The following is a 26,395-nucleotide window of genomic DNA, read 5'->3' on the forward strand; positions in this document are numbered from 1 at the left end:
TCAGGAGTATGACGCCGACCGGTCGCCCCGCGTTCGTCCGCCGTCCACCGGTGGCCGGCGGACGGCGGCGCGGAACCGGGGTCAGTGCGCCCGGGGTGCCCGGTCGCGGATCAGGGCCTCCTGGACGGCGGAGGCGACCAGCCGGCCGTCCCGGTCGTAGAACTCGCCGAGCGACAGCCCCCGGCCGTCCGAGGAGGAGGGGCTGCGCTGGGCGAACAGCAGCCACTCGTCGGCCCGGAACGGGCGGTGGAACCACATCGCGTGGTCCAGCGAGGCCATGATCAGCCGGGGCGGCTCGGTGCGCTGGAAGAAGTTCGGCTGGACGTGCAGCCCGGCCGTCGAGGCCAGCGTGAGGTCCGAGAGGTAGGTCAGCGCGCAGACGTGCAGCAGCCGGTCCCCGGCGGGGAGCGGGGAGGCGGTGCGCAGCCAGACGAACTGCTGCGGCATGCCCGGGACGGCCGGCGGCACGCCGGGCGCGTCCGGCGGGACGAACCGCAGGTCCAGCGAGCCGAAGCCGCCCGTGCGGGTCAGCGCGGCGCGGGCCTCGGCGTCCCAGCCCGCCAGCGCGTCCGGCAGCTCCTCCGGGCCGGGCAGCGCCGGCATCTCCCGGTGGCGGTCGGCGGCGGGCTCGGGCCGCTTGAAGGAGGCGGAGAGCGTGAAGATCGCTTCGCCGCCCTGGACGGCGGTCACCCGGCGGGTGGCGTAGGACATCCCCTGGCGGACCCGGTCGACCTCGTAGCGGATCGGCCGGGACGGGTCCCCGGGGAGCAGGAAGTAGCTGTGCAGCGAGTGCACGTCCCGGTCGTCGCCGATGGTGTGCCCGGCGGCGGTCAGCGCCTGCGCGGCGACCTGGCCGCCGAAGGCGCGCATCGGGGCGCCGGCGTGGCAGCGCCCCCGGAACGTGTTCTCATCCAGCCGCTCGATCCGCAGCAGCTCGGCGAACGAGCCGGCGGTGTCGGCGGCCGGTCTCTCCTTCTCGGTCAGGTCGGTCACGGGGACATAGTGGCAGAAGCCGCCGTCCGGTGGTGTGACCGGGGTAACCCGGGGAGCGGAGGAGCCGGATAGAACCTGTTCCAGTACCGGCCCCGGTCCGGGCGCTCTCCGACGGATTGTCAGTCGCCCCTCCTAGCGTGCTCCGCATGACGCAAGCCGCACACGCGTACGCCTATCTGCGCCCGTCCGCCGTTCTCGACGGGGCCGACGGCCCACGCCTCGCCCTGGAGACCTCCGGCGGCACCACGCCGCTCGGCGCGGTCGCCAACCCGCGCTTCTTCGCGGGCTTCCTGGCCGACCCGGCCCCGGCCGCCGCCGCGCTGCTCGCGGTCGCCGACGTGGCCGCCGCCCGCTACTACCAGCCGCTGCTGCGCTCCTCGCTCGACCCGGTGGTCACCGCCAACGGCGACCGGCTGCGCTTCGAGTCCTTCTCCGGCTGCTGCGGCGTCTACGCCCGGCTCGACGTGCTCCGGGCCGGGCTCGACGGCGACGACATCGGCCACGGCACCACCAACGTCGACGTCAACAACCCGCTGCGGGAGGCGCTCACCCGGATCGGTCCGGCCGAGCCGCTGCACCTCGCGGTGGGGCCCGACGCACTGGAGGTCACCACCTTCGACGGACCGGTCGTCGAGAAGAAGGTCCCGCTGCCCGAGCGCTGGGTGCGCGGCTTCGCCGAGACCCAGGTGACGGCCGCCGCCTTCGACCTGCGCGCCGAGCTGCCCGCCGCCGAGGCGGTCCGCTTCCTGCGCTCGCTGCCGCGCGGCGGCGGGCGGGCCCGGTCCGCCGCCGGCTGGGTCGTCCCGGCCGGCCGGACGCTGCGCCCGACCCCCCGGCCCGTCCCCGGCGCGGTCTGCCTGCCCGGCCCGGAGCGGCTGGTGGCGCTCCAGCGGGTGCTGCGGCACGCGCTGGCCCTGCGGGTGTACGGCCCGGTCGCGGGCGACGCCCCGGCGGCCTCCGCCTGGGAGGTGGTGCTGCCCGGCATGCGCCTCACCCTCACCCTCTCGCCGGACGCCTCACGCGGCTTCTCCGGGGAGGGCGGCGTGCTCGGCGCGCTGGCCACCGGCGCCGCCGAGCAGGACGCCGAGCTGGTCGCGGTGCTGCTGGCCTGGGAGCCGCGGATCGACGTCGCCGAACTCGCCGAGCAGTCCGGGCTCACCCCGGCCCGGGTCCGGGCCGCCCTCACCAGGCTCGGCACCGCCGGGCAGATCGGCTACGACACCGCCGAGGCCGCCTACTTCCACCGCCAGCTGCCGTACGACGCCGGCCGGGCCGAGGCGCGGAACCCGCGGCTGCGGGCCGCGCACGCGCTGGTCGCGGCGGGCGCCGTACGGCTGGAGCCGGGCGGCGCGCTCGCCGAGGTCACCGTGGACGACCACCACCAGCGGGTGCGCACGGACGAGGCGGGCCGGGTGAGCTGCACCTGCCTCTGGTGGGCCAAGTACCGGGGCGGGCGCGGTCCGTGCAAGCACGCGCTGGCGGTCGCCGTGGTGCGGGAGCGGGTCGTGAGCGGGCGGGAGGCGGGCGCGTGAGCGGCGTCGAGGAGTTGCTGCGGGCGGTTCGCGAAGGGCGGACCCCGCAGGTGCCGGCGCTGGTCGCGGCGCTCGGCCCGGCCGAGCGGCGGGCCTGTCTGCCGGCCCTCAAGGAGCTGCGCAAGGAGCTCCGCGGCGAGTGGTCGAACGCGGCGACCGCGCGGGCCGGGGCGGTGCTGGTGGCCGGCGCCGGCTGCCACGCCGGGCCGGCCGGCGCCGCCGCCTGGATCGGCGGGCGGGACTTCGCCGGCCGCTCCTGCGCCCGCCACCCGGCGCTCGGCACGGTCGTCGAGGCCCAGCCGGTCGAGTGGCAGATCGAGGTGGTCAACCGGCTGGCGGCCCGCCGCGGCTCGGGCTGGAGCTGGGACCTCTACCCGCTGATCGAGCGGACCGTCCGGCGGACCGGCTGCCCGGTGCCGGCCACCGACGCCTTCACCGGCGAGTGGCTCGACCGGGTCGGGGCCGGCGACGGCCGCCGGGACGGCAGCCGGACGCTGCTGGAGCACCTCCGCGAGGACGCCTTCACCCCGCTGCTGGCGCCCCGGGTGTTCGAGCTCGCCGACGTCGGCTGGCGGTTCGAGCACCGGCGCACCGAGCGGCCCGGGGACTCCTGGCCCGCCGCCCTCACCGCGCTGGCGGCCGAGGGCCGGGTGGACCGCGCCGAGCTGATCGACCGCTGCCTGGCCCGCCTGGTGCGCGGCGGCAAGCCGGGTGACCAGCGGGCCTTCCTGGGCGTCCTGGCGGCGCTCGCGCCGAGCCCGGACGAGTACGCGAAGCAGGTCCGGAGTCTGGTCGCCATGCTGGACGCGCTCTCGGTGATCGCCGGCCACGCCCAGCAGGTGCTGTCCGAGCTGGACGCCGCCGGGCTGGTCGAGCCCGAGGTGCTGGCGGAGGCCTCGGCGGTGGTGCTGTTCCGGACCGAGAAGAAGCTGGTGCGCGCCCAACTGGGCTGGCTGGACAAGGCCGCGAAGCGCTCGCCCGAGCGCGCCGGCCCGGTGGTGCTGGCGGCCGCCGAGGCCTTCGGCCACCCCGACTCCGCCCTCCAGGAGCGGGCCCTCGCCGTGGTCGCCCGCCACCTCCGGGCGGCGGGCGAGGCGGTGCTGCCCGACCTGCGCCTCGCCGCCGAGGGGCTGAACCCGGCCCACCACGCCCGCGCGGGCGAGCTGTTGGGCGCGCCGGTCGGCGGCGACGACCCGGACACCGGCTGGAGCGAGCTGCTCCCGCCCGCTCCGGTGCCGAGGCCGCTGGGCGAGCCGATCGCGACGGCCGCCGAGGTCGCCGAGGAGCTGTCCGTGCTGCTGGCCGCCGCGCAGCCCGAGGTCGCGGACTTCGAGCGCACCCTGGACGGCCTCGTCCGGCACGCGCACCTGGACCGCGCGGCGCTCGCCGAGGCGCTGGCGCCGGTGCTGAGGGTGCACCCGTGGACCGGGTTCGGCCGCTGGCACGACTGCGGGCCGGAGGACCTGCTGTACGTCGCGGCCGTGATCGCCGGTGCGGCCGACCCGCGCCTGCGCGGCGCCGTCTTCCGGGACAGGAACTCGGTGCCGCTGCGCGGCGGGCACAACACGGTGTACGGCAACGTGTTCGCCGTCCGGCTGACCGAGGCGGCCGAGCGGGTCATGGCCGACCGGCCGCCGCTGCTGCTCGCCACCCCGACCGACACCACCGGCGCGCTGTCGCCGCAGGCCCTGGTCGACCGGTTGGGCCGCTACCAGGAGGCCGGGGTCGAGCCGGGGGAGGCCGATCTGCACGCGGCGCTGCTGCGGCTCACCGTGACCACGGACGAGGCCGTGCTGGCCGCCGCCGACCGGCTGACCTCGCCGGCCGGGCGCTGGACGGCCCGCTGGCTGCGCGAGGGCGGTCTGCCGGGCCAGCCCTCCGAACGGGTGCGGTTCGCGCCGCCCGCCCGGGACGCCGGCGCCCGGTCGTTCTTCTGGGAGCGCCGGCGGGAGCACCAGTGGGAGGGCGTCAAGCGGATCTGCGTCGCCCAGCCCGGCGTCGGGGCGGGCCCGCGGGGCCCGGCCGGCGAGCGGCTGGGCGCCGAGTTCCGGGCGCTGCTGGCGGCCACCGAGCCCAGCGTGGCGCGGGCGTCGGCCCAGGACGAGTGGCTCTGGCAGCCGACCGCGCACTGGGTCGCCGTCCTGCCGCACCACCGGGAGGAGCTGGCCGCCCGCTGGCTCGACGGGTTCGCCGACGGCGCCGACCGGGAGCAGCGCGGCGCCGCCGGGCTGCTGCCGGTCCTCGCCGAGGCCGGCGGACCAGCCGGTCTCGCGCTGCACCTGGCGCTGGCGTACGGGCTGGGCGCCCGCTTCCCCGAGGACCGCACGGCCGCGGTGGACGCCCTGCTCGTCCTCGCCGCCCGCGGGTGCCTCGACGGCGGGCTGCTCGGCCGTGAGCTGGGGGAGCTGGTCACCGAGGGCACGGTGAAGCCCAACCGGCTGGCCCAGGCGCTGACCGCGGCCGCCGACACCGGCGCGTACGGCACGGTCTGGTCGGTCCTGGCGCCCGCGCTGCCGGCCGTGCTGGCGGGCGCCGCGGGCCGGGGCACCGGTGAGCTGGTCGCGCTGGCCGCCGACTGCGCCCGGCGCAGCTCGGCCCGGGGCCCGATCCCCGAGGTGACGGAGGCGGCGGCCCGGCCCGGTACCGCCCGCCTGGTGAAGGAGGCCCGCGCCCTGCGCGACATCCTGGCGGGGTGACGCCCGGGCGACGCGTGGAGCCCCGGCCGCCCGCCCCGGGCCGCCGGGGCCCGGGCGGCAGGCCCTAGGGTGAGCCGGTCCGTTCCTCGCCGAGACCACTGCCCGGAGCCCCCGTGCTGCACCTGCGCCTGATCGTCCCCCACGACCTGCGGAAAGCCGTCCTCGACAGCCTGGACGGCTTCGTCGGCGTGACCCATGTGGTGGTCCTGCCGGACGCCGCCGTCCGGCCCGCCGGGGACGTGGTGCTCTGCGACGTGGCGCGCGAGTCGGCGGACGAGGTGCTCGGGGCGCTGCGGGAGACCGGGCTCTCCGAGCGCGGGGCGATCAGCGCCGAGGAGGTCGCGCTGACCCTCTCGGCCGCCGCCGACGAGGCCGAGCGGCTCGCGCCGGGAGAGGGGGCGGACGCGCTGGTCTGGGAGGCGGTCTCCGAGATCACCCACGAGGAGTCCACCCTCACCGCCGTGTACCTGGCCTTCCTCACCGTCGCGACCATGCTGGCCGCGTGCGGGGCCGTGCTGGACAGCGCGATCCTGGTGGTCGGCGCGATGGCCGTCGGGCCGGAGTTCGGGCCGCTGGCCGGGTTCTGCGTCGCGCTGGTCCAGCGGCGGGCCCGGCCCGCCCTGCGGTCGCTGAACGCGCTGGTGGCCGGCTTCGCGGTCGCGATGGCGCTGACCGTCCTGTTCTCCCTGCTGATGGACGCCCTCGGGCTGTTCAGCCAGGCGGCTTTCGACGGAGCGCGGCCGAACACCTCGTTCATCTGGCAGCCGGACGCGACCTCCTTCGTGGTCGCCCTGCTCGCGGGGGTCGCCGGTCTGCTCTCGCTGACCTCGGCGAAGGCCGGGATGCTGGTCGGCGTGGCGATCTCGGTGACCACCGTGCCGGCGGCCGCCAACGCGGCGGTCGCGCTCGGCTACGGCGACCTGAACCAGTTCTGGGGCTCCAGCTGGCAGCTGCTGGTGAACATGCTGGGCATCGTGGTGGCGGGGGTGCTGACGCTGCTGGTGCAGCAGGGTGCCTGGCGGGTGATCCGCCGCCGGGCGAAGCAGGCGGCGGCGGGCTGACGGCGGCAGCTGACGGCGCGGCGGGCTGACGGCACGCCGGGCCGCTGCGGCTCAGACCGGTACGCCGTCGTCCTCCGCGGCGCCCTGGGGGCGGACCGGGGGGTGGCCCGCCGCCCCGGCCAGGCCGTCCGGGACGAGCAGTTCCCGGTCGTCGCGGGGCAGCGCCGCGACCGCCCGCCACCAGAGCCGCGGGGCGGGCGGGTCCGCCGGCTCGAAGGGTTTGCCGGGGCGCGGCACCGCCAGCCGGGCACCGAGCGCCTGGGCGGCGGCGACCACCCGTTCGGCGGGCTCCTCCCAGGGGTGCGGCGCCAGGTTGAAGGTGCACCAGTGGATCGGCAGCAGCAGCTCGCCGCCGAGGTCGAGATGGGCCCGGACGCCCTCCTCGGGCGTCATGTGCACCTCGGGCCAGAAGTCGCTGTACGCGCCGACCTGCATCATCGTCGCGTCGAAGGGCCCGAACCGGCGGCCGATCTCGGCGAACCCGGGGAAGTAGCCGGTGTCGCCGCTGTGGAAGAGCCGGTGCCCGCCGCCGGACACCACCCAGGACGCCCAGAGGAACAGCGCGCTGGTGCGCGGGCCGCGGCTGCAGTAGTGCCGGGCCGGGGTGGCGGTCAGCGTCAGACCCGCCACCTCGGCCGACTCCCACCAGTCCAGCTCGACGATCCGGTCGGCCGGCACGCCCCAGTGCTCCAGGTGCGCGCCGACCCCGAGCGGGACGGCGAAGACCGCGCCGGTGGCGGACAGCGCGCGGACGGCGGCCATCTCCAGGTGGTCGTAGTGGTCGTGGGAGACCACCACGACGTCCACCGGGCCGAGTTCGGCGAGCGGCAGCGGGACGGGGTGCAGCCGCTTGGGACCGGTCCAGCCGAACGGTGAGCAGCGCTCGCCCCAGACCGGGTCGAAGAGCACCCGGCGGCCGCCGATCTCGGCCAGCACGGTGGCGTGGCCGAGCCAGCTGAGCCGTAGTCCGGACGCGGGGGGCCGGGCCAGGTCGACCGGGAGCAGCCGGTGCAGCGGCACGGCGGCGGTCGGCATCCGGCGGGTCTTGTCGGCGGTGAGCTGGGCGCGGGTGATCTCCAGCGGGCTGCGCTCGTACACCAGTCGGCGGGTCGGCAGCGGGTTGCGGAACGCGCCGTCCGCGAACTGCGGGGAGCGGTGGATCCGGGCCAGCCGCTCGCCCCGGGGGTCGGCCCCGAAGGCGTCCGTCCGGACCCGCTGCCAGGCCGCGCGGGGGAGTCCGGCCAGGCCCGGGGCCGTCGTGGTCGCTGAGGGGACGGAGAACTGCGAGGCCAGAGCGGCGACGCGGGAGAACCACGGGACGGGGCGGGGCACGGCACCTCCAAGGGGGCTGCGGCTACCGGGCATGCCGGGGCGCGTACCCACGGCGGTGAGACCGAAGCGGTACGACGACCATCTCGTCGGAGGTTACTCGCAGTGGGCGGTCCGGACCCGGTGGACGGCCCCACGCGTGCCGTTCGGCGTACGCCGGGCCGAACGGCACGTTCGGGAGGGCCCGGCCCGGCCCCCTGGGCTCAGGCGTAGAAGCGGGTGATCGTCTCGGCGACGCAGTGCGGCTTCTCGCTCTCCGCGCTGGTGATGGTGAACCGGACGACCGCCTGGACGCCGCCGGGCACCTCGGTCGCGGAGACCAGCTCGGCGGTGGCCCGCAGCGCGGTGCCGACCGGCACCGGAGCCGGGAAGCGCACCTTCTCGGAGCCGTAGTTCAGCGCCATCCGGACGCCCTCCACGCTGTAGCACTCCTTGGCCAGCACCGGGATCATCGAGAGCGTGAGGTACCCGTGCGCGATGGTCGAGCCGAACCGGCTCTCCTTCGCCCGCTCCGGGTCGACGTGGATCCACTGGTGGTCGCCGGTGGCCCGGGCGAACAGGTCGATCCGCTCCTGCTCGACGGTGTGCCACCGGCTGGTGCCGAGTTCGGTGCCGACGGCGGCGGTCAGGTCGGCGAGGGAGGCGAAGGTCGTCACGGTGCGCTCCTGGTGGCAGGCGGAGGTGGGGGAACTCCGGGAGAGTATGCCTACTCGCCGGTCACCTGTCAGGGGGCCGTCCACGGCGGGCGCTCCGCCGTCCACGGCGCGCCGGTCACCGGTCCGGCGAGCTTCGGGGCCGGTCGGACGAGCAGCACACCCCTAGGACCGCTGCACCGTGCGGCCGGCCGGCAGCAGCCGGCGGCCGCCGACCAGCTCGGGCACCAGGGCGACGAACATCGGGTCGGGATCGCCGGCCCAGGGGCGCAGCCCGCTGCGCAGCGCCCGGCGGACCAGCTCCGGGTCGCGCACCACGTCCGCCCGGCCGTGCACCAGGACGCTCCAGCCGGTCCGGGTGACCGCGTCCAGCCGGTCGGCCTGGAAGGCGACGACGGTGCCGTCCAGCCCGCGCGCGGTGGTGCTGCTCCGGCGCACCGCCAGCAGCAGCCGCCCGTCCGGCGTGACGTCGAAGGAGACCGGCAGCACGGCCGGCAGCGCGTGCTCGGTGTACACCACGCGTCCGACGGGCACGGTGCTGAGCAGCCGAAGGCACTCGGCCTCGCACAGGGTCTCCACCCGGTCGTCACGGTCCATGGGTCCGATCGTGCCCCCGCCGGTGTGCGGCCGATAGGGCCCATGGTCCCGGAGCGGCCGGGCCGGGAGCCCCGCCGCCGCGGCCCGGGGCGGTAGCTTGTCCGGCGGCGGGTGGAACGTGCCGCCGGCACGGGCGGCACCCGGCGACCGGGCCGGGCGGGCCCGGCGGCGCACGCAGGACAGGGCAGGACAGGGGCCGCGGCGGTACACGGGCGCGGCGGGCGGTCCCGGGTTGCCGGGGCCGGCGAGGAGGGGGCGGTGCGGGTGGTCAGTGGGGTCGACCTTGTGGTGATCGGGGCGGACGGCGGGCCGGACCGCGGCTTCGGCGGTTCGGCGCTCGCGGCGGACGGCGCCCGGCTGCTCGCCGACGTGCTGCCCGGGATGTGCTTCGACGCCGGATCGGCGGGCTGCCGGGTGGCCGTGGTGGAGCCGGGCGCGGACGCCAACACCATGCTCACGACGGTGCGGGAGGCGGCCGCGCGGCCGGGCCGGTGGCTGCTGGTCTGCCTGGTCGGCCAGTTGGTGGCGGATCCGCGCGGGCGGCGGCTGGCCCTGGTCACCGGCGGCAGCACCGCCGACAACGCGTACCGGCGCGGGCTCGCCTGGGACTGGGTGGTCAGCGCGATGGTCCACGGCGACCAGGAGGAGGCGCTGCTGCTGGTCGACGCCGTCGTGGACCGGGACACCTGGTCGGCCCTCGAACGCGGTGGCGGCGAGGACGGCGTCGGCGAGCTGCTCAGCTACTCGCGGGTCCCGCTCTGGGGCCGGATCGGCCGCTACACCCCCGGCAGACGCGGGCGGGACGCCGTACTGCCGGGCGGCGAGGGGTCGTTCAGCCGGGCCCTGACCGGGGTGCTCCGGCAGGGGCTCCCCGGAGCACCGGCCGCCGTCGCCCCGCTCGACCTCCAGCCGGCCGTCGCCGGTCTGCTCGACGGCGGTGATCCGGCCGGTGCGCCGGGCGCGCGCCTGCTCGTACCGCCGCCGGGCGGGCGCCTCCTGATGCGCAATCGGGCCGCGGTGCGGGGCGCATTGGCCGGATTGTCGCTTTCCGAAGAACTGTTGGCCGTCCTGTGGCGTGAAAGTGCCCCGACGGATCCACCTTCCACGTAAGGTCAGGTGGCCCGGGGTGTTGCCGTGAAGGGGTGGCTTGGCGAAGAATCGATGCTCTCGCGGCAACACCGGCGGGACAGCGGAATTCTTCTGGCGACCACAGACCACGGACGGGGTCGGTCGCGACGAGGTGGGGCGATGCGGCGGCGCGGAAATGTATTGCGCCCTGGGGCGGTTGGGGTCGCTGGGCTGGTTTTGGCGATGCTTCTGACCGCCTGTGGGAGCGGTGGTGGCGCCGGTTCCGTCGATCATCTCGGGACGGCTGCGCCCAGTGTTGCGGGAGTGAACCCGGTAACTCCTTCGGGTGGTTCGGCAAACGTCGGGATCGCGCCGACCGAAGGGCCCGAAGGCGCGGCGGGGCGCCTGGCGCTGAGCACCTATCAGGACTGGTGGCAGACCCAGGCGGCGGACTTCGCTCGGGCCGATTCGGACGGCTCCCAGTTGGAGACGTACTCGTCCGGGAAGGCACTGGCCGACGCCCTCGTCAATCTCCGTCAGCTCCATGACGCCAAACTGGTGATGATCGGCGCCCCGCGGAATTCACCCGTGGTGAAGAGCGTCGATCTGAAGGCGGACCCGCAGGCCGCCGTCATCGAGGACTGCCTCGATGTGACCGACTGGCACCAGGCCGATGCGACCACCCGCGCGGTAAAGGATCCACCGCGGCGGCTCACCCGGTACATCGCGACCGTTTCCCTGCGACAGTTCCAGACGCGCTGGCTGATCTACGAGTTCAAGCGGGAGGTGGACCGAACATGCTGAAACCGGTACGGCGATTCGTGATCCGCACGCTGTTGGTCGCGGGATTGCTGTTATCCCCGGCCGCGCCTGCGATGGCGGACGAACCACCGATCGGCGGGGACGTCACGCACTGCGCCGTCAACGTCATCTGCGAGGGCGGCACCATCCCCGGCGGCACGCCCTCCCCGGGCGGCGGCGGGACGGGCGGCGGGAGCACCGGCGGCCCGCAGATCTGCCGCTGGAACGGCCAGGACTGGCCCTGCCACGACCCGGAGCTGGGCTGGTTCAGCGGCTCGACCGGCTGCTACTACCGCGAGGTCTCCCCGCAGCCGCCGGCCGGCTCCGAGGCCTGGGAGGGGCACCAGCCCTCCGAGGGCACGGTCTACGCGGTGACCTGCCGCTTCACCGACGGCGGCATCGGCGCGCCCGCGCCCAGGTTCTTCGCCCAGGCGCCCGCCGGGCCGCCGCCGCTCAATCCGGTGGCGGAGGCGCGCAGGATCATGGACACCATCGTCCTGCCGTTCCCCGAGCCGGGCGTGGCGCCCAAGGACACGGCCGTGGTCGGGGTGCCGGTCTGGCTCTGGCTGGAGAACGCCGAGGCGCCGGCGGCCAAGTCGGTGAGCGGCGGCGGGATCACGGTCACCGTCACCCCGCGACTGGACTCGGTGGTCTGGGACCTCGGGGACGGCCGGAAGGAGACCTGTGACAAGCCGGGCGCCGCGGCCGGCACGCCCTACGAGGCCAAGTACGGCGCCGCCAAGTCGCCCACCTGCGGCCACGAGTTCACCACCGGCTCGGGCGGCAAGCCGCGCGGCACCTTCGTCGGGAGCATCCAGGCCAACTGGGTCGGCGTGGTGACCGTCACCGGCAGCACCCAGAAGGTCGATCCGATCAAGGTCCCGCTCACCTTCGCTCCGCTGGAGCTGCGGGTGGGCGAGGTGCAGGTCCTCAACTGACGCGGGTGCGGCGGGGGCGACCCCCGCCGCACCGGCGCGCACGCAGCAATGTCCGAACGACGTGGGAAGGCCGGAACCCGGTGGAGAACCGTACATTTGCGACGCCCGGGGCCAGTACGGCCGGGGCCGCGGCGGTGTCCGTGGCGGTGCCGGAGCAGGGGCGCGGGGCGCCGCACGCCCCCGGGCGGAACCTGCGGGCACGACGCCGGCGGCCGGCCGTGCTGGCGATGGCGGTGGCGCTGATAGCCGCCGGCGGGCTGGGCGGCGCGGTGCTCTACAACAGCACCGGCCAGCGGGTCGCCGTCCTGGCACTGGCCCGTGACGTGCCGTTCGGACAGGTGGTGACCGACGCGGACCTGGTGGTCGCGCGGATCGCGACCGATCCGGCGCTGAAACCGCTGGCGGCCGCGGAACGCGGCAAGGCGGTCGGGATGCGGGCCAGCACCGACCTCAGGCGCGGCGCGCTGCTGCTGACGGCGGACCTCGCGCAGGCCCTGACCGTCCAGCCGGGCCAACTGCTGGTCGGCGTGTCGGCCAAGCGCACCCAGCTGCCGGCGGCCCGGCTGACCCCCGGCGTGTCGGTCGTCGTCGTCTACACGCCCGACAGCGGCCGGCCGGACTCGCTGTCCGCGCTCGTCGTCACGGTCGGCCGGGTGGACACCGACGGCAGCCAGGTGGTGGACGTGGCGGTGGCGGCGGCCGACGCGCCCCGGCTGGCCTCCTGGGTCGCCAGCGGGCGGATCCAGGTGGTGCTGGCGCCGCGCGGCGCGGCCGCGCCGTCCGGGGCGCCCTCGGGGGCGCCTTCGGGCACGGGCGCGCCGACGGCCTCCGCCGCGCCGTCCGGCTCCGCGACGCCGTCCGGGGCGGGTGGGGGCTGAGATGGCGGTGATCGCAGTGGTGGGCGGCCCGGGAGCTCCGGGCGCGACCACGACGGCCCTGGCGCTGCTACTGGCCTGGCCGCTTCCGCCGGGGCGCCGGATCGTCCTGGTGGAGTGCGACCCGGACGGCGGAGCCGTGCTGGCCGGTGCCCTGGAGGGCCGGGTCGAGGCGGTCTACGGGCTGCGCAACCTGGCGGTCGCGGACCGGCGCGGACTGCTCGCCCAGACGCTCTGGGAGCAGCTGATCGACCTCTCGCCCGAGGGCAACGCGGAACGGCTGCTGCTGCCCGGCCTGACCGACCCGACCCAGGCACCCGGGCTCGCCTACACCTGGGAGCCGCTGATGGAGGTGCTGCACGGGCTGGAACCGCAGGGCTACGACGTCATCCTGGACCTCGGGCGCTCCGGTGCCACCGGGACCAGCGCCGTGCTGGCCCGCCGGGCGGACGTGGTCGCGGTGACCGTGCGGACCACCCTGCGCGGGCTGAGCGCGGCCCGGCCGCGGCTGTCCGCGCTCGCCGAGGACCTCACGGCCGCCGGCACCGGGGCCGACGCGCTCGGGCTGCTGCTGGTCGCCGAGGGCCCCTACTCCGGCGCGGAGGTCTCGCGCGAGTACGGCCTTCCGGTGCTCGGACTGCTGCCGTACGCGGCCCGCACCGCGCGGGTGCTCTCGGACGGCGGGGACATCACCGACCGGCGGTTCATCCGCTCGGAGCTGATGCGGACCGCCCGGTCGGCGGCCGACGAAGTGCAGCGACTGGTGCGCCGCCGCAGGCAGCGGCTGGCGCCCTCGGCGGCGCCCGCCCAGGTCGGTCCGGCGCCCGTGCCGGACGGGGAGGGCGCGGCCCCCGGGTACCCGTCGGCGCCCCAGCCGTACGGGCCGGTGCCGCCGGCTCCGGTCATCACCACTGGTCCGGTGGCCCCGCTCGCCGGGCTGGCGCCGCAGCCGGCCGCGCCCGCGCCGTTCCCGGCGCACGTCCAGCCGCCGCAGCAGGGGCCGTCGCCGCGGTCCGACGCCCCGGGGGCCTACGGCGGGGCGGAGCAGTACGGCCAGCAGCAGTACGGCGGGGCGGAGCAGTACGGCCAGGCGCCCTACGGGCAGCCGCAGTTCGGCGCGGCCGAGCCGTACGGGCCGCAGCCGCAGCCTCAACCGCAGCCTCAACCACCGCAGCCCCAGCCGCCGTTGGCCCAGGGGCCGCGGCACCCGTCCGCCGGTCCGGAGTCCCACGTCAGCTACGGGGAGGTGCTCCGTGCGCGGTAGCCCCCTGCACCAGCGTCCGGCGGCCGACCCGGCCGCACTGCCCTGGACGGCTCCCCAGCCGGAGCCCCCGTCGGCGCCCCGGCCCGGCCACGTCACCCCCGGCCCGGTCGGCCCGGCCGCCGCGCCGTACCCGGACGGGTACCAGGCCGGTGCGACCCCGACCGCCGTGCCCGCCCCGCTGCCCGCGCTGGACCTGCGCGGCGCCGGCACCCGGCCGGCGGTCGACCCTCAGGTGGCGCGCGAGCTGAAGCGCCAGGTGGCGGCCGAACTGCACCAGCAGATCGCCCGGTTGACCGCGACCTCCGGCGTCGAGCCGGACCGCGCCACCCGCCGCCAGCGCGGGCGGGCGCTGATCGAGGAGGCGGTCGCCCGCTGGTCCGACGCCTACGCGCAGACCCACGGCATCCCGCCGACCCGCGAGCAGGACCGCTCGCTCGCCGAGGCCGTCTTCGACCTGCTCTTCCGGGCCGGGCGGCTCCAGCCCTACCTGGACGACCCGGACATCGAGAACATCCTGATCAACGGCTGCGACGACGTCTGGGTCTCCAGGGTCCACCAACCCCTGCGCCAGGTACCGCCGGTGGCCGACAGCGACGCCGAGCTGATCGAACTGCTCCAGGACCTCGCCCGCCAGCACGGCGGCGGCGAGCGCAGCCTCTCCACCTCCAGCCCGACCCTCGCGCTCCGGCTGGAGGGCGGGATGCGCCTCCAGGCGCTCACCGAGGTGACCCCGCGCCCGTACGTGGCGATCCGCCGCCACCGGGTGGCCTCGGCGACGCTGTCCGAGATGGTCCAACTCGGCACCCTGGACACCACCCTGGCCGCCTTCCTGGCCGCGGCGATCCGGGCCCGGAAGAACGTGATGATCACCGGTACCCAGGGCGTCGGCAAGACCAGCCTGCTGCGCGCGATGGCCGCCGAGATCCCGCCGGACGAGCGGATCGGCACCCTGGAGTCGGAGTTCGAGCTCTGGCTGCACACCCTCGGCCACCTGCGCCAGGTCGTCCCGATGGAGGCCAGGGAGGGCAACGGTGAGCGCGTCGAGGGCCGGCTGGCGGGCGAGTTGAGCATCGGCGACCTCATCCCCGCCGCGCTGCGGATGACGCTCTCCCGGATCATCGTCGGCGAGGTCCGCTCCGGCGAGGTCGTCCCGATGCTGCGCGTCATGACCAACGGCGAGGGCGGCTCGATGTGCACCCTGCACGCCCGCGGCCCGCACATGGTCGTCGACCGCATCGCCGAACTCTGCCTGGAGTACGGCTCGCACATGACCGACACGCTCGCCTACCGGCTCACCGCCAACGCGGTGGACCTCATCGTGCACGTCGCGATGGTCGACGAGACGGCCGTCGGCGGCCGCCGCCACCGTTTCGTCTCGCACGTCCTGGAGGTGGCCGGCCTCGGCGAGAGCGGCCGGCCCGCGCTGAACACCGTGTTCGGCCCGCGCCCCGAGCTCGGTGAGCCCCGCGCCGTCCCGCACACCCCGCCGAACTGCCTGGACGACCTGCGCCGGGCCGGTTTCGACGCCGCGCTGCTCGGCTCCCGCTACGGGAGCTGGGGCCAGCCGCTGCAACTGCGGATCGGCGGTGGGGCGCGATGACCCTGCTCTTCGTCCTCTGCGGCCTGCTGGTCACGGCCGGCCTGGTGACCCTGGTGTTCTGGGCGCTCGGCAGCGAGGAGACCGGCGACCCGGACGAGGACGGCCGGAGCCCGCTGGCCTCCCGGGGCCACGTCCTCTGGTACGGCGCACCTGGCACCGCCTCCGCCCGGACGGCGCGGCTGCGCCGGATCCAGCTGCCGGTCGCGCTCGTCGCCGCGCCGCTGGGCTGGCTCTTCACCGGCATCCCGCTCACCGCGCTGCTGGTGCCGCTGGCCGTGTTCGGCCTGCCCTGGCTCTTCGACACCACCCGCTCGGACACCCACCGGATCGAACGGCTGGAGGCGCTCTCCGAGTGGACCCAGCGCATCGCCGACGTGCTGCTGCTCGGCGTCGGCCTCAACCAGGCCATCGTCACCAGCCGCCGCACCGCGCCCGCGGCCCTGGAGCAGGAGGTCGGCGAGCTGGCCGCCCGGCTGCAGGCCCGCTGGCGGCCGGAGGAGGCGCTGCGCGCCTTCGCCGACAGCCTCGCCGACGCCACCGCGGACAAGGTGCTCGCCGCCCTGCTGCTGCGCGCCGGGGACAGCGGCCCCGGCCTGGCCCGGGCGCTCTCGGACATGGCCGAGTCGGTCCGCGAGGAGGTCCGTCAGCGCCGCACGATCGAGGCCGACCGGGCCAAGCACCGCACCACCATCCGCTGGCTGGTCGGGATCATCGTGCTGGTCGTCGTGATCGGCTCGTTCAACACCGACTACACCCGGCCCTACAGCACCGCGCTGGGCCAGATCGTGCTCGCGGTGGTCGCCGCGCTCTTCGTGGCGATCATCGCCTGGATGCGCGCGCTCGCCGCGCACCCGCCGGTGCCGCGTCTGCTGGAGCCCGAACGGCGCGGCCGCGGCGGGGGCCGGCGGCGCGCCGCCGAGGCGCCGGCCGAGGGCGAGCCGCAGGAGACCGGGGACGACCGGCGACTCCTCGGGGAGGTCCGATGATCTCCCCCTGGTCCGTGCTGGCCGGCGCGGTCGCGGCCGGCGGCGTCGCCCTGCTGATCTCCGAACTCCGGCCCGCGCCGCCCGACCTGAGCCAGGCCCTGGACCGGCTGCACCGCACGCCCGCCGACCGGGCGCCGGACCCGGACGAGCGGCCGCGCTGGTTCGACCGGATCGGCGAGCGCTCGATCGGGCTGCGCGGGGTGCGCGTCCCGCAGCGCGAGCTGTCGCTGATCGGCCGGGCCCCGGCCCGGTTCATGGCGCACAAGCTGCTGTTCGCCGTGATCGGCCTCGTGCTGCCGGCCTACCTGTCGGCGATGGCGGTGCTGCTGGACATGGGCCTGCCGTTCGCGCTGCCGCTGCTGGTCGGGCCGTTGCTCGGCGGGCTGCTCTGGTTCGTCCCGGACGCCATCGTGCGCGGCGAGGCCAAGGAGGCGCGGACGGAGTACCTGCACGGCATCGCCGCCTACCTGGAGCTGGTCGCGCTGGAGCGGGCCGCCGACCTCGGGCCCGCCGAGGCGCTGCGCCGGGCCGCCGCGGTCGGCCGCGGCCCCGTCTTCCGCCGGATCCGGGACGCCCTGGACCGCGCCGCGACCGACCGGCTGCCGCCCTGGGCGGGGCTGGACGCGCTCGCCGCCGAACTCGGGCTGACGCCCTTGCAGGACGTCGCCGACATCATGCGGCTCTCCGGTACCGACGGCGCCGCCGTGTACGACACCCTGCGTGCCCGGGCCAAGGGCCTGCGGGGCGAGTTGCTCGCCGAGGACCTCGCGCGTGCCAACGCCGACAGCGAACGGATGGTCGCGCCCGGGGCGGCGCTGACCCTGCTGATGACCGCCCTGATCGTCTTCCCCGCGCTCCACCAGATGCTCGCCTGACACCGTCCTGGTGCCGGTGAGCGCCTGTCACCACACCCAACCCCCGGGAGTCCTCCGATGTCCGACCAGCTCAAATCCCTGGCAGGCCGACTGATCCGGCCCACCCTGCTGCCCGTGCAGTTCGCCCTGCTGCTCTTCCAGTTCCGGGTCGGCCGGCTGAAGGCCGCCCGGGCGCGCGGCGACCGCGGCGCGATCAGCATCGAACTCGCGCTCGCCATCATCGCGCTGGTGTTCGTCGCCGGAGCGGTCGCGGTGGCGCTGTACGCGTTGAAGGACAAGGTCGTGAAGAAGGTCGAGCAGGACCCGAACCTGCCCGGTGGGGGCGGTGCGGCCACCCCGTGAGGCACCGACCCCGTCGCCGTCGCGACCGCGGAGCGATAAGCCTGAGCCTGGCCGTCGTCTTCCCGGTCGTCCTGCTGCTCGTGCTGCTCGTCGTCCAGGGCTCGATCTGGTGGTACAACCGCCAACTCGCGCTCACCGCCGCCCGGGAGGGCGTGGACGCCGGCCGCGTACAGGGGAACCGGAGCGACGAGGTGAAGGACGCCGCGGCCAGGCGGCAGGCCGAGGACTTCCTGCGACGGCAGGACGGCCCCGGCTACCGGGTGCGGACCGACGGGAGTACGCCGGAGCTGATCCGGGTCACGGTGGAGCTCACGCCGCCGGTCCTGATCCCCGGCATCACCCCGCCGACCATCACGCAGCACGCCGAGGCGCCGCGCGAGCGCTTCGTCCCACCGGCGGCCGCGCCGTGAGGCGGGTCCCGCGCCCGGCCCGACCCCCGTGGCCCGTCCGGTGGGGGCACGGGCTCGTGAGCCTGCGCCCGGCCCGGTCGGCGCGCGGGCGGGACCGCGGCGGGGTGGCGATCGAGGCCGCGATCGTCGCCCCCGGCGTCGTCGCGCTGGTGCTGGTCGCCATCGCCGCCGGGCGGGTGCAGACCGCGGCCGGCACGGTGGAGGCGGCCGCCCGCTCGGCGGCCCGGACGGCCTCGCTGGCGCGCAGCGTGGACGGGATGGACGAACTGGTCCGGAAGACGGCCGCCGAGACCCTGCGGCAGCAGGGCGTCAGCTGCCGGGACAGCGACACCGCGGTCAAGCACGGCGAGCTGACCAGCCACGGGGTGACGCTGGCGACGGTCGAGGTGACGGTCCGGTGCGACGTGGGTCTGAGCGACCTCCTGGCCGGGCCGGGCATGCCCGGGACGAAACGGCTGGTGGGCCGGTTCGTCTCGGTGGTCGACCACTACCGGGCCGGGTGAGCCGGCCGATGGCGGTGGGGCGGACGGCCGGTGCCGACGAGGGCTCCGGGCGGGGATTGGGGACGGCCCGCGCGGGGGAGACGCAAGCGGAGAGCTCCCGGGGGACGGCAGGACGAGGCGGAGCGGTCCCCGGTGGGGCCGCCAGGGAGACGAAGGTGCGGGAGGGGGCGTGACGGTGCGCAGACCCGGGGGGGAACGGTGGGGCGGCCAGGCCGTCCGACGGCGGACCGGGGGCCGGCGCGGCCGGGACCGGTCGGACCGCGGCGCGATCGCGATCTTCGTGGCGATCTGTGCGGCGTTCCTGGTCCTGGTCATCGCGCTCGTCGTGGACGCCGGCGGCCGGCTGCGCGTCGCCGAGCGCACCGACGGCTACGCCCAGGAGGCCGCCCGGGTGGGCGGCCAGCAGCTCGACGAGGCCGCCGTGCTCCGGGGCGAGGGGTACAAGGTCAAGCAGGAGTACGTCAAGGACGCCGCCAACAGCTACCTCGCCCTGTACCACCTCGCCGTCCACGACGTGGCGTTCTCGGACGACGGTTCGTCCGTGACCGTCACGGTGCAGGCCGACTACAAGCCGGCCCTGTTGGGCGAGCTCGGCAAACAGAAGGTCACGGGCAAGGGCAGTGCCACCCTCGTCCACGGAGTCGAGAAAGCGGAGACCGACTGATGGTCGCGCCACGTGCCAAGGACCAAGCCCGCGCCGGACGCCCGGCCCGGGGCGTGCCCGCCGCGGCGGGAGCCCGCCACCGGCCGGCACCGCTGCCACCGCGCCGAGGGCGGGGCGGCGCGCTGCTCGGCGCCCTCGCCGCGCTGGTCACCCTGCTCGTCCTGCTGGTCGGCGTACCCGCGCTGCTGGTGTACGGCACCGGGGCGGTCGCCGCGATGGGCGAGGTGGCGCCGGACGGCGTCCGGCAACTGCTGACCAGTCCCGACGACGGGCGGCTCTTCCTCTGGCTGCTCGTCGTGGTCGGCTGGCTGGGCTGGGCCTGCTTCGCGCTCTCCGTCCTGCTGGAGGTCCCGGCCCAGCTGCGCGGGCGGATCGCCCGGCGGATCCCGGCCTTCGGCTGGAGCCAGCGGATGGCGGCCGGCCTGGTCGGCTCGGTGATCGCGCTGCTGCCGGTGGCCGGTTCGGCCTTCGCCGCGGTGCCCGACCGGGCACCGGCCGTCGCGCAGATCCAGCCGGCGGCCGGTGTGCAGCGGGCCGCGCTGCCCGCGGCCCAGGCCGCGCCCGCGCTCGCCCCCGCCGCCGACCAGCAGCCCACCTACACCGTCCGGGACAGCCGGCCGGCCGACAGCCTCTGGTCCATCGCCGAGCGCCAACTGGGCTCGGGGGAGCGGTGGGTGGAGATCGCCAAGCTCAACGACGGCCGGACGATGGGGGATTCGGGTCTGCGCTTCGACGCCGAGCGGCCCATCCAGCCCGGCTGGGAGCTGCTGATGCCCGGCGACGCCAAGGCCGACGAGGCCAAGGCGCCCGCCCCGGCGCCCGCGCCCGTGCCGCCGGCGCCGAGCGCGCCGCAGCCGGGCACGGACGGGAGCGCGGCGAGCGGCCGCGGCACCGTCACGGTGGCGGCCGGTGACAGCCTGTCGGCCATCGCCGAGCGGGAGTTGGGGGACGCCGAGGCCTGGCCGAAGCTGTTCGAGGCCAACCAGGGCGCCCAGGCGCCGGACGGCGAACGGCTGACCGATCCGGACGTGGTCGTGCCGGGGATGGTGCTGACCCTGCCCGGTGCTCCGGCCCCGGCCCCCGCGCCCGCACCGGCGCCGACCCCGGCTCCCACGCCGACCCCGGCTCCCGCCCCGGCCGACCAGGCGCCCGCGCCGGCTCCGCAGGCCCCCGCCTCGCAGGCTCCGGCCCCCCAGGCCCCGGCCCCGCCGGCGCCCTCCACCCCGGCGCCGGTGCCCGCCGACGCCCAGGCCCCGGCCGCGCACGCCGAACAGGCCCAGGGCGACGACTACACCGTCGCCCTCACCGCCTCCACCGTCGGCGTGCTGCTCGCCGCGATGATGGTCGGCACCGTCGCCCACAAGCGCGGCACGCAGCTGCGCGCCCGCCGGCCGCGCCACCGCATCGCGCTCCCGGCCGCCCCCGCCGCCGCGTTCGAGGCCGAGCTGAAGGTCCGCCAGGACGACCGCGGCCTGGACCTGCTCGACCGCGCCCTGCGCACCATGGCGCGCAACACCGTGCGCGGCGGCAAGCGCCTGCCCGCCATCGTCGCGGCCCGGATCACCCCCGGCCACACGGTCGAACTGCACCTCTCCGGGCCGGCCGCCCCGATCGCGCCGTTCCGGGCCGCCCACGCCCCCAACGTCTGGTGGTGCGCGGACGACTCCGGCGAACTCCTCTCGCCCTCCCAGGCGCGCAAGACCGCCTCGCCCTACCCGGCCCTGGTCACCCTCGGCGGCGCGCCGGACGGCTCGGTCGTCCTCGCCGACCTGGAGACCGTCCGGCTACTCCACCTCTCCGGCCACCCGGACGACGCCCGGGACGTGCTGCGCACCCTGGCCATCGAGCTGGCCCACAGCCCGCTCGCCGACCGTCTCCACCTGCACCTGGTCGACCTCGCCGAGGAGTTGCCGATCAGCGGGCCGGCCGCCGAGCGGATCCACCGGCACACCACGCTGGAGGCGGCGCTCGGCGCGCTCGGCCCGCGCACCGCCAAGGCCCGCGCCACGCTGGTCGCCGCCGAGGCCGCCAGCCCGCGGGACGCCCGCAGCCGCGGCCTGGCCGACGAGTCGTGGGTGCCGGAGATCGTGCTCTGCGCCCAGCAGCCCGGCGGCGACGTCCCGGCCGAGCTCGGCCGCCTGCTCGACGCCCGGCCGCGGACCTGCGTCGCCGTGGTCACCCGCGCGCCCGAGCGCGGCACCGGCCCGGTCGCCCGCTGGACGCTGCCCGCCACCGGCCAGGCCACCATTCCCGGCCTGCACGTCACGGTGGAACTCCAGCGCCTCAGCGACGGGCAGTACGAGCAGGTCTCCGAGCTGCTCCGGGCCGCCGACGACACCACCCAGCACCCCGCCCCCGCCTGGACGCTCGACGGCCCCGGCATCGACCTCGAACCGGCCGAACTCCCGGTGCCCGTACCGGTACTGGCGGCGGTCGGGGCCTCGGCACCGTTCGGTGACGGTGCCCTCGGCGGGTCGCTCGGCGGCGGCTTCGACAGCGCTTCCGCCGCCCGGTCCGACGGCACCGAAGCGGCCGGTCCGCGGCTGCTCGCCCGGGTGATCGGCACCGGTGCCAGCCCGTTCGCCGGCACCGACCCGGCCTCGCCCGCCGCCGCCGGTGGACCTGGGTCCCGCTTCCTCGTCAACGGCCTCGGCCGGCAGGCGAGCAGCCCGGCCGCGTTGTCGGCGGCGCCGCCCGCGCTGCCGCCCACCCCGGCGGTCGCCGAGGAGGGCGAGGCCCCCGAGGGGGACGCCGACGACACCACCCAGAACCTCCGGCTGCCGGCCGCGGCCGAGACCCGGGCCGTCGAGGTGGTCGTCCCGGTCCAGCCGGTGCCCCCGGCGGCCCCCGGGCCGGAGCCGGCCGCGGAGCCCGCGCCGGTACCGGAGCCGGTCCCGACGCACGAACCCGCGCCGGCGCCCAGCGGCGGCGCCCCCAGGGTCCCGGGCCGCCCGGAGCCGGCCCCGGAGCCCGCCGCGGAGCCGGCCCCGGAGCCCGACGTCGAGCCGGAGCCCGCCCCGGTGGCGCGCACCACCCCGGTGCGCAGCGACAGCGACGACCTGCTCGCCATCCTCCGCTCCCCGGAGGCGCACGCCGTCCGCACCGCCCCGCGGATCCGGCTGCTCGGCCCGGTGGACGTGGCCGGCGCCGCCGGCACGGTCGAGCCAGCGAACCTGCCCCGGCTCACCGAGCTCGCCGCCTACCTGGCGCTGCGCTCCGGCGCCGACCACGCCGCGCTCGACCACGACCTCCACCCGGGCGCGGCCCACCTGGACACCCACCCCACCGTCGCCGACGCGAAGAGCCCGCTGCCCGGCAAACTCGCCGATCTGGCGGCCTGGTTCGGCTCCTCGGCGGAGGGCCGGGCCTTCCTGCCCACGGACACCACCGACGGCTACGCCTTCGCGCCGACCGTCACCTGCGACTGGGACGAGTTCCGCGGCCTGTACCGGCGCGGCATGCGCAGCACCAGTGCCACCGCGGACGCGGCGCTCGCCCACGCGCTCGCCCTGGTCCGGGGGGCGCCGTTCGCGGAGGCCCCGCCCGCCGCCTACGGCTGGGCCGAGGCCGAGCGGCAGGACATGATCGCGGCGATCGTCGACACCGCCCACGAACTCGCCGCCCGCCGCCTCCAGTACGGCGACCACCGCAGCGCCGAGGCCGCCGTCTTCCGAGGCCTCGCCGTCGCCCCGGACGTCGAACTCCTGCACCGCGACCTCTTCTACGCCTACGCCTCCGCCGGCGCCCGGGACCAGCTCCTGCGCGCCGTCAACCGGCTGGACGCACTGAGCCGGCGCACCGGCCGGGACCTCGACGCCGACACCGTCGCCCTGCTGCGGGACCTGCTCTCGGGGGCCTGAGGCCGCCACTGCCCCGGGTGGCACGGAACAGCCGTGCCGCCCGGGGCAGCAGCGCCGCCGGGGCTCCCGGTCCCGTGATCCCGTGACGGCCGGTGGTGGGCGCGGGCCGGTGCGCCTGCGGGTGTCGGTGGCGGGCGGTACGGTCCTGTCATGGCAGCCAGAATCGACCTGACCCTCGATTGCGCGGACGCTCAGCTCCTCGCCGCCTTCTGGAAGACGGCGCTGGGCTACGTCGACGAGCCGCCGCCCGCCCCCTTCGCGACCAGGGCGGAGTGGCTCGCGCAGTTCGACCTGCCGGAGGACGAGTCCGAGGACGACGGGGCCTGGCTCTGCGACCCCGACGGGGTCGGCCCCCGGCTCACCCTGCTCAAGGTCCCCGAGCCCAAGACCGCGAAGAACCGGCTCCACGTCGACGTCCGGGTCCCGGGGCACGGCAGCCCCGAGGAGCGGTGGGCCCGGATCCGGGCGGAGGCCGGGCGGCTGGTGCGGGCGGGCGGGAGCGTCCTCGCGGAGTTCGACGGGCACCACGTGGTGATGGCCGACCCGGAGGGCAACGAGTTCTGCGTCGCCGCGGGCCCGGCCTGAGGCCCGCGGCTTCGCCGGGGCGGACGCCCCGTCACCGGGGCGGCCCGTTGCACGATGGGGTCGGATCACGGGGTCGGAAGGGCAGGCCCGCCGACCGGCGGCGGTCCGCGTCAGGGGCGGCGGCCCTCCGGTCACCGGCCGTCAGAAGCCCCGGGGCGCAGGGCCGCCCGCGCGGCGGGCGGAGCGCCGACCGTGCCGTCCGCCCACGGCCGTTCGGGCGCGTACGTGCGTGCGGGCCCGCCCAGCGGACGCCCGGGCGCGGCGGCTGAGCAGCGGCGACGCGGCGGGCCCCGGCGGCGGGGCGGTGATCGCCCACCCGGCCTGGCTCGGGTGTGCCGGGATCTCGTAGGGTGGCGCTGACGGACGTGGTCGCAGGCGCCACGGGGCAAGGGCAGCAGACGCCGCTCAGCGGCGGGGCGGGGCGGTGACCAGAGATGGCGGAGTCGACAGCTGTCCCAGGAGGCCCCGATCCCGGTGCGGACCAGGGCCCCGGGGGTGCCGTACCGCCGTGGCCGCCGCGCAATCCGTACGAGGAGCACCCGCCCGGTCCCGCGGCCCTCTACGAGCCGCCCGCGGCCGTCCCGGCCGCCGTGCAGACCGCCGCGCCGGTGTCCGTCCCGGCTCCGGCCCTGTACGAGCCGCCCGTCCCGGCTCCGGCCGCGCCGATGGCGCCGCCCACCGGCTGGACCATGACCGGGATGTCCGTCGTCGCCCCGCCGCCCGCCGCGGCGGCGCCCGCCGCACCGTCCACCGCCACCCCGCTGCCGTTCACCGTCCCGGGCGGCACCCCGGCGCACGGCACGGCCCCCGCGCACGGCACGACTCCCGCCACCCCGGCGCACGGCACGACTCCCGCGCACGGCACGGCCCCCGCCCACGGCTTCGGCGCCGGACCGGGCGGTCTCGGGTCCGCGCCGCGCGGGCGGATCCTGGTGGTCGAGGGCGGCTACGGCAACGCCGGCCGCCGTACCTGGGGGCGCGGCGGACCCGCCCAGGCGCCCGTCCTCTCCGCGATGCTCGCCGCCGTCTCGCCCCAGGTGCTCCTCGCGGCCGACGCGGTGGACGCCGTCCACCTCCCCGGCGCCAGCGACCCGCACACCGTGCTCGCCCACCTGCGCGCCGCCGCCCGGCACCCCGGTCCGCTGCTCGTCCACCTCGGCGGCCACCTGCTCGCCGACAAGCGCGGCGGCCAACTCCACCTCACCCTGCGGGACTCGAAGTCGGGGAGCATCCGCCAGGACGGCATCGCCTGGCAGTCCGTCGCCGCCGAGCTGCGTCACCGGCCCGCCGACTGGCAGACACTCGTGATCGCCGACCTGAGCGCCGATCAGAACGCCTGGCCCTACCTCCAGGGCACCGTCTCGCCGCTCGCCGACGGCCTTCCGCTCTGGGCGGTGGTCAGCCCGGACCCGGAGCAGATCGGCACCTTCACCCGCGCGCTGATCGAGGCCCTGCACGGCGGACGTCCGGGCGCCGAGGCCGTCCTGGCGCCCGAACAGCTGCGCCAGCAGGTGTACTCGGTGCTGCGCCCGGACGTCGTCATCCTCGCCACCCACGCGCCGAACCGGCCGTTCTTCCGCAACACCGCCCGGCGGACGGACGGCGTGCTGCCGGAGGCCGTCCCGTACGAGGGCCCGCGCCCCGCCGCGCTGCTGCCCCGTCCGCCGGTCCAGCGCGACGCCGCCCCGGCCGCCCGGCCCGCCGTGACCCTCGACAAGGCCGCCGCACCGGTCTTCCCGGCACCCGGCTCGGCACCCGCGCCCGGCTCGGCACCCGCGCCCGGCTCGGCACCCGTGCCCGTGCCGCTGAGACCTGCCGCGGTGGCGCCGTCCGACGGACCGGTGAACCTGCTGAAGCCCGGCGTGCCGCCGACACCCCCGCCCCCGGCGCGGCCGGTCGACCTGCTGAAGGCCTACGCCTGGCGCCCGCCGGTGACGTCGGGCGTGACCCTGGGCAAGGCGCCGTCCACGGACGCGCGCCCGGCGGACGAGGCGGCCGCGCAGGCGGCACCCGCCGACGCGGCACCCGCGGACCGCGCGCCGGCCGAGGTGCCGCCGGTGGACGGGCCCGCGGAGGCGCAGCCGAAGGACGCCGCGCCCGAGCCGGAGCCCGCCGCTGCGCCCGAGCCCGAACCGGCTCCCGAGCCCGCCCCCGCCCCCGAAGCCCTCGCCCCCGAGGCGCCCCGGCCCCGCGACGACTACCGCGAGGTCATCGGCCGCATCGTCCGCAGCGCCGACGCCGGGGACCACGCCGCCGCCACCGACCTCGCCTTCGCCCTGGAACTGGAGGCGATCGCCGAGCACGGCGCCGTCTCCGCGCCCGTGCTCCAGGTGCGGCAGGTCCGCGCGCACGTCTGCCGGCTGGCCGGGAAGTCGGTCGAAGCGGCGGACATCTACCGCGAGGTGGCCCTGACGCTGCTGCGCTCCCAGGGCCCGGACTACCCGGAGACCCAGCAGGCGGCCACCAACGCCGAGGCCTGCTGGCGGGCGATCCCGGACCGCGCGGAGGCGATCCGGATCGCTCCCGAGATCATCGAGATGCGGGCCCACCTCCCGGGCCCCGACGGGCGCAAGCTGCGCGCCGCCGAACGCCACCTGGCCCAGCTCGCCGCGCCCCGCCCCGACCCCGCCTGAGCCGGCGCCCAGACGCACCGCCGCACCGATGCCCCGGCACGGGGGGGGGGGGGGGGGGGGGGGGGGGGGGGGGGGGGGGGGGGGGGGGGGGGGGGGGGGGGGGGGGGGGGGGGGGGGGGGGGGGGGGAGA

At 77.0% G+C, this 26,395-nt stretch carries 22 protein-coding genes; 18 read left to right on the top strand and 4 right to left on the bottom strand.

Annotated features, from left to right (window positions below):
• Positions 1-81: 81 nt before the first annotated feature.
• Positions 82-993, bottom strand: a complete 912-nt coding sequence (locus ACZ4UX_RS27820) for an acyl-CoA thioesterase (protein ID WP_329490636.1) — start codon at positions 991-993, stop codon at positions 82-84.
• A gap of 146 nt (positions 994-1,139) precedes the next feature.
• On the opposite strand from ACZ4UX_RS27820, the gene ACZ4UX_RS27825 reads away from it, so the two are divergent.
• The 3 genes from ACZ4UX_RS27825 to ACZ4UX_RS27835 all read left to right on the top strand — a co-directional run bounded on the left by ACZ4UX_RS27825 (position 1,140) and on the right by ACZ4UX_RS27835 (position 6,282).
• The gene (locus tag ACZ4UX_RS27825; RefSeq protein ID WP_465708707.1) at positions 1,140-2,525 is read left to right on the top strand and encodes an SWIM zinc finger family protein; all 1,386 of its coding nucleotides are present in this window, start codon (positions 1,140-1,142) and stop codon (positions 2,523-2,525) included.
• Positions 2,522-5,221, top strand: coding sequence for a DUF7824 domain-containing protein (locus ACZ4UX_RS27830; protein WP_465708708.1), 2,700 nt, complete (start codon positions 2,522-2,524; stop codon positions 5,219-5,221). The genes ACZ4UX_RS27825 and ACZ4UX_RS27830 overlap by 4 nt, the downstream gene beginning before the upstream one ends.
• A 113-nt stretch (positions 5,222-5,334) precedes the next feature.
• Positions 5,335-6,282 carry a DUF389 domain-containing protein gene (locus ACZ4UX_RS27835; protein WP_465708709.1) on the top strand — a complete coding sequence of 316 codons (948 nt, stop codon included), beginning with the start codon at positions 5,335-5,337 and terminating at the stop codon, positions 6,280-6,282.
• 51 nt (positions 6,283-6,333) lie between these two features.
• On the opposite strand, the gene ACZ4UX_RS27840 is transcribed toward ACZ4UX_RS27835, so the two are convergent.
• The 3 genes from ACZ4UX_RS27840 to ACZ4UX_RS27850 form a co-directional block, all read right to left on the bottom strand.
• Positions 6,334-7,527, bottom strand: coding sequence for an MBL fold metallo-hydrolase (locus tag ACZ4UX_RS27840; protein WP_465708719.1), 1,194 nt, complete (start codon positions 7,525-7,527; stop codon positions 6,334-6,336).
• A 287-nt stretch (positions 7,528-7,814) separates the two neighbouring features.
• Positions 7,815-8,267: a MaoC family dehydratase gene (locus tag ACZ4UX_RS27845; RefSeq protein WP_465708710.1), complete on the bottom strand. Its 453-nt coding sequence runs from the start codon at positions 8,265-8,267 to the stop codon at positions 7,815-7,817.
• Positions 8,268-8,429: 162 nt separating this feature from the next.
• On the bottom strand, positions 8,430-8,861 hold the full coding sequence (locus tag ACZ4UX_RS27850; RefSeq protein WP_465708711.1) for a pyridoxamine 5'-phosphate oxidase family protein: 432 nt from the start codon (positions 8,859-8,861) through the stop codon (positions 8,430-8,432).
• Between the two features lie 258 nt (positions 8,862-9,119).
• Between ACZ4UX_RS27850 and ACZ4UX_RS27855 the strand changes: the two genes are divergently transcribed.
• The 15 genes from ACZ4UX_RS27855 to ACZ4UX_RS27925 all read left to right on the top strand — a co-directional run bounded on the left by ACZ4UX_RS27855 (position 9,120) and on the right by ACZ4UX_RS27925 (position 26,265).
• Complete coding sequence (locus ACZ4UX_RS27855) at positions 9,120-9,971, top strand: hypothetical protein (RefSeq protein WP_329490642.1); 852 nt, start codon at positions 9,120-9,122, stop codon at positions 9,969-9,971.
• A 201-nt stretch (positions 9,972-10,172) separates the two neighbouring features.
• On the top strand, positions 10,173-10,733 hold the full coding sequence (locus ACZ4UX_RS27860; RefSeq protein ID WP_352294164.1) for a hypothetical protein: 561 nt from the start codon (positions 10,173-10,175) through the stop codon (positions 10,731-10,733).
• A gap of 71 nt (positions 10,734-10,804) precedes the next feature.
• A complete protein-coding gene (locus ACZ4UX_RS27865; protein WP_465708712.1) occupies positions 10,805-11,668 on the top strand; it encodes a hypothetical protein in 864 nt (287 codons plus the stop codon).
• Between the two features lie 80 nt (positions 11,669-11,748).
• Positions 11,749-12,546 carry an SAF domain-containing protein gene (locus ACZ4UX_RS27870; protein WP_329490645.1) on the top strand — a complete coding sequence of 266 codons (798 nt, stop codon included), beginning with the start codon at positions 11,749-11,751 and terminating at the stop codon, positions 12,544-12,546.
• 1 nt (position 12,547) lies between these two features.
• On the top strand, positions 12,548-13,807 hold the full coding sequence (locus ACZ4UX_RS27875) for a CpaE-like family protein (RefSeq protein WP_465708713.1): 1,260 nt from the start codon (positions 12,548-12,550) through the stop codon (positions 13,805-13,807).
• The gene (locus ACZ4UX_RS27880) at positions 13,797-15,407 is read left to right on the top strand and encodes a CpaF family protein (RefSeq protein ID WP_396487723.1); all 1,611 of its coding nucleotides are present in this window, start codon (positions 13,797-13,799) and stop codon (positions 15,405-15,407) included. The genes ACZ4UX_RS27875 and ACZ4UX_RS27880 overlap by 11 nt, the downstream gene beginning before the upstream one ends.
• The gene (locus ACZ4UX_RS27885) at positions 15,404-16,393 is read left to right on the top strand and encodes a type II secretion system F family protein (RefSeq protein WP_329490648.1); all 990 of its coding nucleotides are present in this window, start codon (positions 15,404-15,406) and stop codon (positions 16,391-16,393) included. Before ACZ4UX_RS27880 ends, ACZ4UX_RS27885 begins: the two co-directional genes overlap by 4 nt.
• Entirely contained in the window at positions 16,390-17,268 is an 879-nt protein-coding gene (locus ACZ4UX_RS27890; protein WP_329490649.1) for a hypothetical protein, read from the top strand. Before ACZ4UX_RS27885 ends, ACZ4UX_RS27890 begins: the two co-directional genes overlap by 4 nt.
• Positions 17,269-17,325: 57 nt before the next feature.
• Positions 17,326-17,610: a hypothetical protein gene (locus ACZ4UX_RS27895; RefSeq protein WP_329490650.1), complete on the top strand. Its 285-nt coding sequence runs from the start codon at positions 17,326-17,328 to the stop codon at positions 17,608-17,610.
• Positions 17,607-18,020: a TadE/TadG family type IV pilus assembly protein gene (locus ACZ4UX_RS27900; protein ID WP_465708714.1), complete on the top strand. Its 414-nt coding sequence runs from the start codon at positions 17,607-17,609 to the stop codon at positions 18,018-18,020. Before ACZ4UX_RS27895 ends, ACZ4UX_RS27900 begins: the two co-directional genes overlap by 4 nt.
• Before the next feature lie 56 nt (positions 18,021-18,076).
• Positions 18,077-18,523, top strand: coding sequence for a TadE/TadG family type IV pilus assembly protein (locus tag ACZ4UX_RS27905; protein WP_329490652.1), 447 nt, complete (start codon positions 18,077-18,079; stop codon positions 18,521-18,523).
• Between the two features lie 169 nt (positions 18,524-18,692).
• Positions 18,693-19,187, top strand: coding sequence for a hypothetical protein (locus tag ACZ4UX_RS27910; RefSeq protein ID WP_465708715.1), 495 nt, complete (start codon positions 18,693-18,695; stop codon positions 19,185-19,187).
• Positions 19,187-23,047, top strand: coding sequence for a BTAD domain-containing putative transcriptional regulator (locus ACZ4UX_RS27915; RefSeq protein WP_465708716.1), 3,861 nt, complete (start codon positions 19,187-19,189; stop codon positions 23,045-23,047). Before ACZ4UX_RS27910 ends, ACZ4UX_RS27915 begins: the two co-directional genes overlap by 1 nt.
• 150 nt (positions 23,048-23,197) lie before the next feature.
• Complete coding sequence (locus tag ACZ4UX_RS27920) at positions 23,198-23,632, top strand: VOC family protein (protein ID WP_329490655.1); 435 nt, start codon at positions 23,198-23,200, stop codon at positions 23,630-23,632.
• Between the two features lie 434 nt (positions 23,633-24,066).
• Positions 24,067-26,265 carry a hypothetical protein gene (locus ACZ4UX_RS27925; RefSeq protein ID WP_465708717.1) on the top strand — a complete coding sequence of 733 codons (2,199 nt, stop codon included), beginning with the start codon at positions 24,067-24,069 and terminating at the stop codon, positions 26,263-26,265.
• Positions 26,266-26,395 lie beyond the last annotated feature (130 nt).

The sequence above is a fragment of the Kitasatospora sp. NPDC028961 genome (assembly GCF_055564815.1).